We start from the raw sequence: 12602 nt of genomic DNA, 5'->3' as shown, positions 1-12602 counted from the left end.
AAGGTCTTTAGCGTCAAAAAATGAGATTCGACAGTACATAATTCAAGAAATGATTATAATCATGAAATTATATTTAATTAATTATAATCCATACCTATTTTATTAAATTTCACGAGCCATATAGAATAAAAAAACACCCCATTTTAATTAGCAAATTAATAGTTTTAATTACAAATAATAACACTTATAACTAATTTATCCTAAATTAGGGACTTTACTTTTTATTTAGTACTAAATCACTCTCTATTAATAGCATCTGAGTGCCACGTTGACTTTAGATTACCTCCATAAAGATTAGAATTAAAAACCAAATATAATAAAAAAACAAAATTTAGTATTGAAAACTGGTTGGTAAAAATGAAATTAGGGTGTTTTTTGATCATTCAATGCCTAATACTTTAACGCATTAGTTAAATCATTTACTTTTCTCGTCAAATGCAGTAAAAATACGATTTCATTACTCATAAAAGGAGCATTGCAAGAATAAAAATCTAAAAATAAAATTAGACAAAACTTTTAGTCGCGAATTTTAATTAAACAATTTTTATTGTGGAATTATGCTTATGATTGCCCCATTCTGTACATCAGGGTCACCTAACACGTATTTATACAATTACAATCAATATTTTCATTAAAGATAAGACGAATAGAAGCCGCAAATTTTTTCTTTACTGTTTTCCAATTAGATTAATCTGGTATTTTGCTAATCATGTTTAAAAATACTAATAGCTGGTTTTATTCGATTGGTTTAAATACCTTGCTATTTAAAATTAATCTATCTGATGTCATAGGAATGATAATGTCATGAAGCAACGTAAATTTTTAACCCGATACGAAATAGACGCAATTTTGGAGCAAACAAAACAAGGGCGTCATGCAGAACGGGATTACTGCATGCTATTAATGTGTTTTATTCACGGGTTTAGGGTTAGTGAATTGTGTAATTTATGTTTATCCGACCTCGATTTAAATTCATCAATTATTCATATCAGGCGGTTAAAAGGTGGGCTATCAACAACACATCCTCTGATTCCAAAAGAAATTGAAGCACTTAAAAAATGGCTTGATATCCGCCAGAAATGGCGGGATGCTGATGCGCCGTGGGTGTTTCTTTCCCAAAAATCCGGCTCTATTTCACGCCAGCAAGTTTATGCGTTATTAAAGCGCTATGGGAAGCAGGCGTCTGTCAGTGTTTCTCCACATCCGCATATGTTAAGGCATGCCTGCGGCTACGCACTGGCGGATCTTGGCCGTGATACACGTCTGATTCAAGATTATCTCGGGCATCGTAATATTTCACATACGGTGATTTACACTGCCAGTAATGTGAAACGTTTTTCCAGAATTTGGGAGTAGCATACGCAGTAAGCCTTTTATTTATCATTCCCGTTTCCACTAACATGATTTGTTATTGCAACAATCTCCACCAGCTAACTTGTGGAGATTGCGGGTGGATAATTCCTCCATAACATAAATAATAAATTGCTTTAAACATATGATAAATTCAATTTATGAATAGGTTTTATTCTTGTTGTCTTATTTTTGTTAAAATATTACTTATCTTTTTACAAGGAATTAAGACTAAAAGAGTGCATATATAATATAATTTTCTATTTAAATATGAGCAGCGGATTTTTATACAAACTATTTCACTGCTCAATAAAGAATAAAATATGATCAACTACAATTCTGCAAACTTTTCACGGATTTTCTGTTCAGGTAAATCCATGCCGATAAAAACCAGCACGCTAAGACGTTCCTCGTTATCGTGCCAAGCTCTATCCCAGTCTGCGCTATATAGGCGTTGTACTCCCTGAAACAACAATCGGCGTGGCTCTTCTTTAATAGCGAGAATACCTTTGTAACGCAGCAGATTGTCAGCGAAACTCAGCAGTAACTCTTCCATTAAGTCAGAAACCTCGGCCAACCCAACCGGATGCGTCAAGTTAATGACAATCGATTGGATGGTATTCTGTTGTTTGGGAATAAACCGGAATACCGAGTTCGAAACCGTCAGCTTATCATTTAGCATGAAGCCTTCAATATCAAACAGCAAACTTAAATCAGCCTCACCGTGAACCACTTTATGAATGGGAGCCTTGGCATTAATTCGCTGTAAACGTTCAAACAGGGCATCATGCTCAGGGGCAACATCTGTTTTCGTCAGCAAAATTCTATCGGCATAACCCACCTGTGACTGCGCAATGGAAAAGCGATTAAGCTGCTGATCAGCATGCATCGCATCCACCAGTGTGATAATCCCATCCAGTAAAAAGCGCTGGCACAGAATTTCATGGGAAAAAAAGGTCTGCGTAATAGGACCGGGATCTGCCATACCGGTACATTCAATAATCAGACGGTCGAAATCGATCTGCCCTTTGTCAATTCCGTCCAGTAAATCCAGCAAGGCATCTTCAAGCTCACTTGAGCGACTACAACAGATGCAGCCGTTACTTAATGTCTTAATCTGGGTTGCCCTATCCCCAATTAATTCATGGTCAATGGGAACTTCACCAAACTCATTTTCGATGACGGCAATTTTATAACCATGTTCGGCCTTGAGGATGTGACGCAATAACGTCGTTTTGCCCGAACCCAAAAAACCTGCCAGGATTGTGACGGATATAGCTTTCATTTTCGTTTCCTGTTTCACTGACAACGATTTTCTTCTCTTTGATCTTCTGCTCACTAAAACACTAACAGCAGCGCATGCCGCCTTTGCCATCACCACCATAGCGCGCATTCTGACGCTCACGGAAAAATTCTTCATAGGTCATGTAAGGTTTATCAGGGTGATTTTCCTTCATGTGCTGGACATAAGTGTCATAGTCAGGAACTCCCACCAACATGCGTGCAGCCTGCCCCAAATATTTACCCGCCTTGCCAAGATTACCAAACATACTGCTCTCCAAAGATAAATACCCCACATAATACAAAGGCGATTATGCGGGGTATCGCTATTACAGTATAGCCGTTACCGATGAAGCCTTACTTGGCTGGCATCAGTCTGAGTATCATATCAGTGCGTAGAAGAAACTTTTACCCCACCTTCAGGAACAGGAACATAAGGCGTTTCGTTATCTGTACGTTCTGGGTTTTTACTCGCTTTTATCGCGGTTTTGATACCATAGATAATGATGCTATAGACCACCACAAGGAACAGGATACTTAAGCCCGCATTGGTATAGTTATTCACGACAATGTGATTCATATTACTGATTTGCTGGGCTGTCAGTTCTGCCCCGCCTTCAGCGATACGCTGTTTATATTCTTTCGCCAGGAAGAAGAAACCTTCCAGTCGTGGGTCGTCGCTGAATAATTTCAGCCCCAGTGCCCATGTCGTACAGATCAGCAACCAGATTGCAGGAATAACAGTCACCCAGATGTACTTGGCGCGTTTCATTTTAATCAGTACGACAGTCCCCAGTACCAGCGCAGCCGCTGCCAGCATCTGGTTCGAAATCCCAAACAGCGGCCACAGGCTCTTAACGCCACCCAACGGATCAACCACACCTTGATACAGCAGATAGCCCCATAAGCCGACACAGCCCGCTGTACCGATGATACCGGCAACCAGAGAATCGGTTTTTTTCAGGAATGGAACAAAATTCCCCAGTAAATCCTGCAACATAAAACGACCGGAGCGCGTACCTGCATCCAGTGCAGTCAGAATGAATAACGCTTCAAACAGAATGCCGAAGTGATACCAAAATCCCATGTTTGCCGCTGGAATAATCTGGTGGAATACGTAAGCAATTCCCACCGCCAATGTTGGTGCTCCCCCCGCACGGTTCAACACTGATGGCTCACCAATGTCTTTCGCCGTTTGCAGAATTTGCTCAGGTGAAATAACAAAGCCCCATGAGCTTACAGTCGCGGCTGCATGGGCTGTCACCTCTTGCAGTGATGCCATGATCATCGGCGCTTCTGCCGTTCCCAGATTATGCAGATTAGGCATAGTAATACCCAAAGCTGCTGGTGGCGTGTTCATGGCAAAATACAGGCCCGGTTCAATAATGGATGCAGCAACCAGCGCCATGATCGCAACAAATGATTCCATCAACATCGCACCATAACCAATAAAACGGGCATCTTTTTCGTTTGCCAGCAATTTAGGAGTAGTACCGGAAGCGATCAGTGCATGGAAGCCAGATACCGCACCACAAGCAATAGTAATGAACAGGAATGGGAACAGTGTGCCTTTCCAGACTGGCCCGGTACCATCAACGAACTGCGTCACGGCCGGCATTTTCAAATCAGGATTCAGGATCACGATCCCAATCGCAAGACCGATGATCACCCCGATTTTCAGGAAGGTAGCCAGATAATCACGTGGAGCCAAAATCAGCCAGACTGGCAGTAATGCGGAAACAAACGCATATCCAATCAGTGTGTAAGTGATAGTGGTATCTTTAAAGGTCAGTGCAGGCCCCCAGTAAGGATCAGCCGCAACAACACCCCCAAACCAGATTACAGCAATCAGCATGAGAACCCCGATCACAGAGACTTCACCCACACGCCCCGGACGGATATATCGCATGTAGATCCCCATGAAAAGCGCAATCGGTACAGTGGAGCAAACGGTAAATACGCCCCACGGACTTTCCGCCAGTGCTTTTACGACGATCAGAGCCAGCACCGCCAGAATGATAATCATGATCAAGAAGCAACCAAACAGGGCAATCGTCCCCGGAACCTGTCCCATTTCTTCTTTGATGATTTCACCCAGTGATGCCCCATTGCGGCGGGAAGAGATGAACAGCACCATAAAATCTTGTACCGCCCCAGCAAGCACAACCCCTGCCAGCAACCACAAAGTACCCGGCAGATAACCGACCTGTGCCGCCAATACTGGCCCTACCAATGGCCCCGCTCCCGCAATGGCCGCAAAGTGATGGCCAAACAGGACATTTTTGTTAGTCGGTACGTAGTTCAATCCATCATTATTGACGACCGCAGGGGTTGCCCGTGTCGCATCCAGCTTCATCACCTTAGTGGCGATATAAAGACTGTAATATCGATAAGCCACAAGATAAACCGCCACGGAAGCAACGATTATCCATAAGGCACTAACATGTTCTCCCCGGCGCAGCGCAACGACGCCAAGGCAGAATGCGCCAATTATCCCCAATATCATCCAGGGGATATGTTTTAAAAATTTATTATTGTTCATAAGACACCCTTTTTAAGGTAAGACGAACAGCAAGTCATGATTTAATCTTTCACTTCCCTTTTTATAAGCCAGCTATCTGATAGCCATAGGGAAGCTATACTCCTCGCCACACTGCACTATGATATGAAACTTTCACCCACGATATCAGGAGGATCTGAGCCAACGGCTGAATACCGTATTAAACGGTCAGAATCCTCTAATCAGTGGTTCGGGTACGGGTGCAATGGGTGACGTTTTGTGAGTTAATTCACTGTTTATAAACCAAAATGAATGGCGTCGTTATGCAGGCGATTAAAGTCCATATGCTTACCCTCAAATGAAATGACATTATGTTGATTCTGGCATTTTTGATTGGAAAACCAGTCACACTCTGAGACCAGCCGAGGCTCTTCAATCCCTAACCATAGAGATAACATGGGCAAAAGATGCAGGCCGCTGCGCTGGGCATCTATTTTATTTCTGGCAGAATAGTCATAAGAGGTAATAATAAAAGGAACTTGATAATTCTGTTGATTTTTATCGCCATGAGTCAAGTTCTCGTTATCCGTTCCTTTATGTACAAAAGACAATCCATGATCGGCAAAATAGAGCATTGTCCAGTTCAACTGGTTTTGATTGGCGATGTTTTCTATTTCAGCCAGCAGGCTATCGGTATTATGGATACTCTGTACATAGCATGAGATATTTTTGGAATGGAAATCAGTACTGTATTGGTTATTCGTTCTGGCACAGGGCTGCGGATGCGAACCCATCAAATGGATGATAACCAGTTTTTTCTTTTTATCATGCTGATCATTCTTCAGTGCATTACGGACATAAGGTAATAAATTTTCATCCGGCATATAGCTCCTGTCATCTGAACTACCTTCTTTCAAGAACATCGGATGTTTAGCCTGTTGGCCAATCATTGCCACAGGAGAATCAAACCCTCCCTTCATCCCTTGATTAGAGAGCCAGTAAGTTTCAAACCCCGCTTTATTTGCCAGCGTGACAATACTGTTATTCAAATTAACCTCATTCGACTGCCGGATTGCCAGAGAATTTGTCAGTGATAGCTGGGTTGATGGTGCGGCAGAAATATAGTGGGTAAACAGGGTTGCATTCGCATTATCCAGCCACGGTGTATTTTTAGCGGGGAAACCATAAGCGCCCAGAAAATCTTTTCGGACACTTTCACCAATAACCATAATATAAGTGTCGTATTTTTCTTCTTTGACTACGGGCTGCCAATCATCCTGAAGTTTGATAATTTTGGCGAAACGGCTATTTTCAGACATTACTTTAGTATAACTCTGGTAAGCATCACTGAAAAAGCGGACTTCAGGTAAACTGGTGTTCAAAAGCTCCGTACCGTTTTCAAAACCAGATTTAATATATCCTTTGGCTGGTGACCAAAATGCAGGAATGAAGAACAGAAAAAATAACCATTTTTTATTTTTTCCTGATAAGTTTACATTTAGCCTGAATGAGAACATCATCAAGGCAAAAATACCTATTACGGTTAAGTAAGTTGAAATAGGAAATCCACTAATATATTCCAGCGTTTCATTCTGGTTTGTGTAAAGCAGTGAGCCTACCGCATTAATATCTGGAAAACCGTAATTCAGGCCAACTGGCGCGTACAGTATTGCCACAAGAGAAAAGAAAGTAATCAAAAAGAGATATACACGTTTACTGAGCGCCGCCAAAAATAAGAATAAAGCAAAGGCACTGAAGACATATATCAGCTTTAATTGATACCCAAAGCATTTATGTATAAGAAAAATAAGAAAAAATAGCGAAACAAAACAAGATGCCTTCTTGTTTTTATCAAAAAAAAACATAAATTTCCTGTTATTTTAGATAACCGTAGATAAATTTTTGCTAGCGTCAATCGTTTTGACTCCAAACCCTATCCATTTATTGCGAGATCATTCAGGATAAACGATAACAAAAAGAAGTCGTTGAAAATGAAAACCCGACAAAAACCATGGGCACTACATTCATCACTTACTGATTTTTGTCAGGCGATAAAATGAGCTCGATTTTACTACAGTCTTCAATGCGAAAAAAATGATATTTTTCACAAAGGAATAAATTCTCTTTGAAAAAGAGAATTTATTGACAGAAAAACAATTAACTTAACAAAATAACAATATCTATATCCAATAGATTTAATGATTGATGCTCATATAGCGTTTAAAAATTTCACGTTCTTCGTCTCGCAGAGTCAACACCTTGAAACCATTACGGGTAACTAAAATAGTATGTTCAAATTGAGCTGATAATCGATGATCCTTGGTCATTACTGTCCAGCCATCCTTATGCTGTTTTATCTCCTTTTTCCCCTGATTAATCATTGGCTCAATCGTAAACGTCATACCTTCTTCCAGCACAACTCCCTCTCCCGCACTGCCATAATGCAGAACTTGAGGCTCCTCATGCATATTACGGCCGATGCCATGACCACAGTATTCACGCACAACACTGTAATTATTCGCCTCAGCATGTTGCTGTATCGTATGACCGATATCCCCCAAGGTGATACCAGGCTTCACAAGTTTAATAGCTTTATATAGACACTCTTGTGTTACTTTCACCAAACGTTTGGCATGAGAAGGCACGTCACCAACACAAAACGTAATACTGCTGTCGCCGTAATATCCCTTTTTTCTGCCAATATATTCATAGTAGAACCTATTGATGATAAAGAATATCAGTAAAACAATGTTGCTAAAAAATCAACTAAATAGCGGACAGCTAATTTTATCAATATAAAAATCGTTCGAATTTTAGTCAGGATCACTTCATATCGTAATGGAAATATGCGAATATTTAGCCCTTTCCCGTCAATTCATCAACTCATAGGGGTGATAAATGGAAAAGTTTTATCAGTTAAAAATTACGCTTACCGAAACCGAACCGGTTATATGGCGTCGTTTTGTTGTTCCATCCAATATTTCATTGGATCGTTTGCACGATGTGATACAAGCTGTGATGGGTTGGGAAGACAGCCACTTACACGAGTTCATTTTTAGCGCCAAACGCTTTACCGAAATGCCGGAAGAAATGGAGAATGGTCAGGAAGAAGGAAAATTCAAACTGGATTCGCTAATCAAGCGCAAAGGCAGCAAGTTTGCTTATCTTTATGATTTTGGTGACAGCTGGGAGCATGAGATTGTACTGGAAAACAGTAACTATTCTCCCGAAAAATTGCCGATGCCTATTTTTTGCGTTGAAGGTGAACAAGCCTGCCCACCAGAAGATTCCGGTGGGGTATATGGCTATATGGAACTGCTTAACATCCTTAAAGATCCCACTCATGAAGACTATCAGGACATGTTTGAATGGGTTAATGGCGATGCTGATATTTCCCCTGATGACGTTTTTTCCCCTGAGAAATTCGATGTAGAAGAAATTAATAATAAGCTGGCCTTATATTATCGCTGGTCAAGAGATCGTTATTTATCGATGTTTGAGTGAGTGTTTTACCGACTTTTGCTCGTTTTTCTAAAAGAACGTAGCAAAAGTCTTACATTCATTGAAAAATATATGACCTTTTGCAGAGCAAACCGTGTATTTAATTCGAAAAGCCTTCAAACGTTTACATTATCCCGTTGATACGGCCGATGTTAGGTTTTAAATCGTTTCGCCGGGCCCAAACGATTTTAGCGGGAATAGAGCTCGTTTCGATGCTGCATAAAATACAACGAACCCCACATTGACTCAGATTTTCTCTGTTAATGCGACAGAACCTTTTTGTACGTAATAGATTGAAATCAATAATTGACATGTCATATTAGATGAATAGGTTGTTGATATGTGACGGGGGTTAGCTTGGTTAGAAGCTATGCAAGAAGGAGGCGGGCTAAGAAAAACTCAGCCCCAAAAAACTATGCAATACGGTATGTTGCAAATCAGCCAGTAGAGCGGGTTTTACCTACATCTAAACGATTACTTGAAGACAATTCATTACCACATGGGCAACCGTTACCTGCTTTCAATCATGAGCTTTGTGTTGCCATCTGGAATATTTACAAACAACAGCGTCCATCATGGCAAGAAGTTTTGGGTTCTTTGATTGAGAGCAGCCAGCTTATTTTATTGCAGGAAGCGCAAACAACGCCTGATTTACTGAAATTCGTTACAGTCAGTGGGTTAGTTGCAGATCAAGTCCCTGCATTTTCCATCCCTCAGCATCCATCTGGCGTAATGACCTTAGCATCTTCTTCTCCCGTTTATTGCTACCCACTACGTGAAAAAGAGCCGATACTGCGACTCTCAAAATCCTCACTGATTACGATTTATCCATTACCAGATAATCGTCAATTGATGGTAATAAACGTGCATGCGATCAATTTTAGCTTTGGTGTTGACGTTTACAGTCGGCAATTGAATAACATTGGTATTCATATCAATTTGCATCATGGACCCGTGATTTTTGCTGGGGATTTTAATGCGTGGAGCCATCGGCGGTTGAGAGTATTGGTGCGTTTTGCTCAGCGTATGCAATTGAAAGAAGTCTATTTTAATGATGATCACCGAACGATTGTTTTTGGCAAACCGTTAGATTTTGTTTTTTATCGTGAATTGAAAGTTTTAAATGCGGCAGTTTTAACGACAATGGCTTCTGATCACAATCCATTAATTGTTAATTTCTCTTTATAAACGATGGAGGAAATGGCTAGATAAAGAAAAGCGCCGGCAGCTCTAACGTACCGACACTTTTTCTAGTCTTATTGGTTAGTAGAAAGATGATTTTTTGATAATTTCTTCTTCACACAGAAAGAATAAGCCAGTGTGAGGACTAACACCCAACCTATCCCAACATACAGAGCATCCCTTGTTTGCTCAAAATAGCCGAGCAACATGATGACACCGACCATGAAAACGATCGTAATTGCAGGCGCAATTGGCCACATTGGAACGGGAAATTTCAATGACTTGATGTCTTTTGCACTCATTTGACGGCGCATGGCAACGTGAGAAATTAAAATCATCAGCCATACCCAGACGGTTGCAAATGTTGCAACAGACGCGATAAGGATAAAAATATCATTAGGGATCAAGAAATTCAGCCATACGCCAAGTAATAGAACTATAGTCATGACAAGCACGGTCATCCACGGTACACCATTACGGGTCAGTTTCTTGAATGCTTCAGGAGCCTGTCTTTCCTGAGCCATGCCGTACATCATCCTTCCTGCACCAAAAATATCGCTGTTGATGGCTGAAATAGCGGCAGTAATCACGACGACATTTAAAATATTCGCTGCTGAATTAATTCCCAGATTGGAAAAAATCTGTACAAATGGGCTTGCATTCTGATCAATCTGATTCCATGGATAGATGCACATTAGAATACACAACGTCAGGACATAGAAGATCAAAATACGGAATGGAACGGCATTGATTGCTTTAGGAATCGTTTTTTCTGGGTTTTTCGCTTCACTGGCAGTAATACCGATCACTTCTATGCCACCAAAAGCGAACATAACAATTGCGAATGAGGCAACCACCCCACTGATACCATTTGGCATGAAGCCGCCATGCTCCCATAAATTGGAAATACCGGTAGCATGTTCAGTTGATTGACCAAAACCGTAGATCATAATTATGATGCCGCCGATAATCATAGCAATGATGGCGGTAACTTTGACGATCGAAAGCCAGAACTCCATTTCACCGAATATTTTTACATGGCACAGATTTAGGGCACCGATAAAACATACAATACCCAGCACCCAAATCCATTGATCGACGTGTGGGAACCATAGCCTCATATACATGCCGAATGCGGTGATATCAGCCAGACAAACAAACAGCATTTCAAGAACATAAATCCAACCGGTCAGAAAGCCGGCCAATGGTCCCAGATAATGGCTGGCATATTGTGAAAAAGAACCGGAAACGGGATGGTGAACGGCCATTTCGCCAAGTGCTCTCATCACCATAAATACAGCAGCACCACCGATTAAATAGGCCAGCAATACAGCAGGGCCAGCATGCTGAATCGCCGCTGCCGAGCCATAAAACAGCCCAGTGCCTATTGCAGAGCCTAAAGCCATAAAGCGAATATGCCGTACGCTCAGACCCTGTTTAAGCTGATTTTCATTATGTTGCATTCGTTATTCCCATCTATCTTTCATGCCAGAGAGTATTTCAGGCATACAATGCTCTGTCTGGCGTCAAATACCAGCAAAAGCAACCCCGTACAATACCATAAAGATGGATGTTCGCGGGATAGATATCTGTAATAATACCCGGCAGTTTAGTAAAACCAGAGTTTTTTTATGATTTACCCAATAAATGAAATTTTTCAAACTTTGCAGGGAGAAGGTGTGTTTACCGGTGTGCCTTCAGTTTTCATCCGCTTACAGGGATGTCCGGTAGGGTGCAGTTGGTGTGATACCAAACATACGTGGGAAAAAGAGGCTGATAAACAACAGCCTATGGAAAACATCCTCGTGAAATCGCAGGATAGTGATACATGGGGAGCAGCCACTGCAAGACAAATTATTAACTTATTCATCCGTCAGGGTTATACGGCGCGTCATATCGTCGTTACCGGAGGTGAACCGTGCCTGTATAATCTGCGTCCCTTGACCGAAACATTGGAAAGTGAAGGCTATCAGTGTCAGATAGAAACCAGTGGTACACATGCGATCCAGTGTTCTGAAAAAACGTGGGTCACAGTTTCACCGAAAGTAAAAATGCGTGGCGGATATCAGGTATTACCTGAAGCGATGAACCGTGCAAATGAAATCAAGCACCCAGTCGGGCGGGAGCGCGATATTGAAGCATTGGATGAACTGCTGACGATGCTCGATGAAAAGGCAGATCCGGTTATTGCCTTACAGCCCATCAGTCAGAAAGAAGAAGCAACCCGCCTGTGTATTGAAACTTGTATTGCCCGTAACTGGCGTTTTTCGATGCAGACACACAAATACTTAAATATCGCCTGATATTTCACTCAGCACCAGAATCTGGTGCTGAGTATTCTATTCGCCACGATAGATACAACCTGCGCTACAAGTCTCTTTTACCATGACGGCACTGAGTTGGGGCAGCAGAGTGGGTTTTAGCTTTTCCCAGATCCACTTAGCTAAAACTTCGCTGGTTGGATTTTCCAGCCCAGGAATTTCATTGAGATAGTTATGATCGAGCCGTTCCCAAATCGGCTTAAATGCGACTTTTACATCGGCAAAATCCATGATCCATCCGCTGAGAGGATCAACCTCTCCGGTAATTTCCAGACGTACCATGAATGAGTGTCCATGCAGACGCCCACATTTATGTCCTTCCGGAACATGCGGCAGGCGATGCGCCGCTTCAAATTGAAAATCTTTAAAGATGGTAGTGCTCATGATGCTTTTCTCTGATTCCAAAAGGCCGGCTATTCTACCTGAACTTTACAAGCATAACGTGATTTTTCTGGAGGAATAAAGCA

Annotated in this window: 9 protein-coding genes and 3 pseudogenes; 5 read left to right on the top strand and 7 right to left on the bottom strand. The window is 41.5% G+C overall.

Annotated features, from left to right (window positions below; genetic code table 11):
- Positions 1-801: 801 nt before the first annotated feature.
- Positions 802-1356: pseudogene (locus XBJ1_RS15485) on the top strand (tyrosine-type DNA invertase); the annotation flags it as partial.
- A 325-nt stretch (positions 1357-1681) separates the two neighbouring features.
- On the opposite strand, the gene yjiA reads toward XBJ1_RS15485, so the two are convergent.
- The 5 genes and pseudogenes from yjiA to map all read right to left on the bottom strand — a co-directional run.
- A complete protein-coding gene (gene yjiA / locus XBJ1_RS15480; RefSeq protein WP_012989954.1) occupies positions 1682-2635 on the bottom strand; it encodes a GTPase in 954 nt (317 codons plus the stop codon).
- A 61-nt stretch (positions 2636-2696) separates the two neighbouring features.
- Positions 2697-2900, bottom strand: a complete 204-nt coding sequence (locus XBJ1_RS15475) for a YbdD/YjiX family protein (protein ID WP_012989953.1) — start codon at positions 2898-2900, stop codon at positions 2697-2699.
- A gap of 119 nt (positions 2901-3019) precedes the next feature.
- Positions 3020-5173 carry a carbon starvation CstA family protein gene (locus XBJ1_RS15470; RefSeq protein ID WP_012989952.1) on the bottom strand — a complete coding sequence of 718 codons (2154 nt, stop codon included), beginning with the start codon at positions 5171-5173 and terminating at the stop codon, positions 3020-3022.
- Between the two features lie 254 nt (positions 5174-5427).
- Positions 5428-6807 (bottom strand): phosphoethanolamine transferase, encoded by a 1380-nt coding sequence (locus tag XBJ1_RS15465; protein WP_158304290.1) that lies wholly within the window; start codon positions 6805-6807, stop codon positions 5428-5430.
- Between the two features lie 519 nt (positions 6808-7326).
- Positions 7327-7824: pseudogene (map, locus tag XBJ1_RS15460) on the bottom strand (type I methionyl aminopeptidase); the annotation flags it as partial.
- A gap of 205 nt (positions 7825-8029) precedes the next feature.
- On the opposite strand from map, the gene XBJ1_RS15455 reads away from it, so the two are divergent.
- From XBJ1_RS15455 to XBJ1_RS15450, 3 genes and pseudogenes are all read left to right on the top strand, one after another.
- Entirely contained in the window at positions 8030-8635 is a 606-nt protein-coding gene (locus tag XBJ1_RS15455; RefSeq protein WP_012989949.1) for a plasmid pRiA4b ORF-3 family protein, read from the top strand.
- Between the two features lie 137 nt (positions 8636-8772).
- Positions 8773-8877, top strand: a pseudogene (locus XBJ1_RS21595) (IS6-like element ISPmar1 family transposase); the annotation flags it as partial.
- A 112-nt stretch (positions 8878-8989) separates the two neighbouring features.
- On the top strand, positions 8990-9820 hold the full coding sequence (locus XBJ1_RS15450) for an endonuclease/exonuclease/phosphatase family protein (RefSeq protein ID WP_049778832.1): 831 nt from the start codon (positions 8990-8992) through the stop codon (positions 9818-9820).
- 68 nt (positions 9821-9888) lie between these two features.
- Here XBJ1_RS15450 and XBJ1_RS15445 read toward each other — a convergent pair whose 3' ends face one another.
- On the bottom strand, positions 9889-11277 hold the full coding sequence (locus XBJ1_RS15445; protein WP_012989947.1) for an amino acid permease: 1389 nt from the start codon (positions 11275-11277) through the stop codon (positions 9889-9891).
- A gap of 168 nt (positions 11278-11445) precedes the next feature.
- Here XBJ1_RS15445 and queE point away from each other — a divergent pair, with 168 nt between their 5' ends.
- Positions 11446-12117, top strand: coding sequence for a 7-carboxy-7-deazaguanine synthase QueE (gene queE / locus XBJ1_RS15440; RefSeq protein WP_012989946.1), 672 nt, complete (start codon positions 11446-11448; stop codon positions 12115-12117).
- Positions 12118-12153: 36 nt separating this feature from the next.
- Here queE and queD read toward each other — a convergent pair whose 3' ends face one another.
- A complete protein-coding gene (gene queD / locus XBJ1_RS15435) occupies positions 12154-12519 on the bottom strand; it encodes a 6-carboxytetrahydropterin synthase QueD (RefSeq protein WP_012989945.1) in 366 nt (121 codons plus the stop codon).
- Between the last annotated feature and the right edge of the window lie 83 nt (positions 12520-12602).

Origin of the sequence: Xenorhabdus bovienii SS-2004, assembly GCF_000027225.1 — a bacterium.
Lineage (GTDB): Bacteria > Pseudomonadota > Gammaproteobacteria > Enterobacterales > Enterobacteriaceae > Xenorhabdus > Xenorhabdus bovienii_C.
This window is presented reverse-complemented; position numbering and strand designations above follow the sequence as displayed.

What these genes read in the sequence shown, in the direction of transcription:
- yjiA (WP_012989954.1), bottom strand. Translation starts at nt 2,635, where the DNA reads ATGAAAGCTATATCCGTCACAATCCTGGCAGGTTTTTTGGGTTCGGGC.
- XBJ1_RS15475 (WP_012989953.1), bottom strand. Translation starts at nt 2,900, where the DNA reads ATGTTTGGTAATCTTGGCAAGGCGGGTAAATATTTGGGGCAGGCTGCA.
- XBJ1_RS15470 (WP_012989952.1), bottom strand. Translation starts at nt 5,173, where the DNA reads ATGAACAATAATAAATTTTTAAAACATATCCCCTGGATGATATTGGGG.
- XBJ1_RS15455 (WP_012989949.1), top strand. Translation starts at nt 8,030, where the DNA reads ATGGAAAAGTTTTATCAGTTAAAAATTACGCTTACCGAAACCGAACCG.
- XBJ1_RS15445 (WP_012989947.1), bottom strand. Translation starts at nt 11,277, where the DNA reads ATGCAACATAATGAAAATCAGCTTAAACAGGGTCTGAGCGTACGGCAT.
- queE (WP_012989946.1), top strand. Translation starts at nt 11,446, where the DNA reads ATGATTTACCCAATAAATGAAATTTTTCAAACTTTGCAGGGAGAAGGT.
- queD (WP_012989945.1), bottom strand. Translation starts at nt 12,519, where the DNA reads ATGAGCACTACCATCTTTAAAGATTTTCAATTTGAAGCGGCGCATCGC.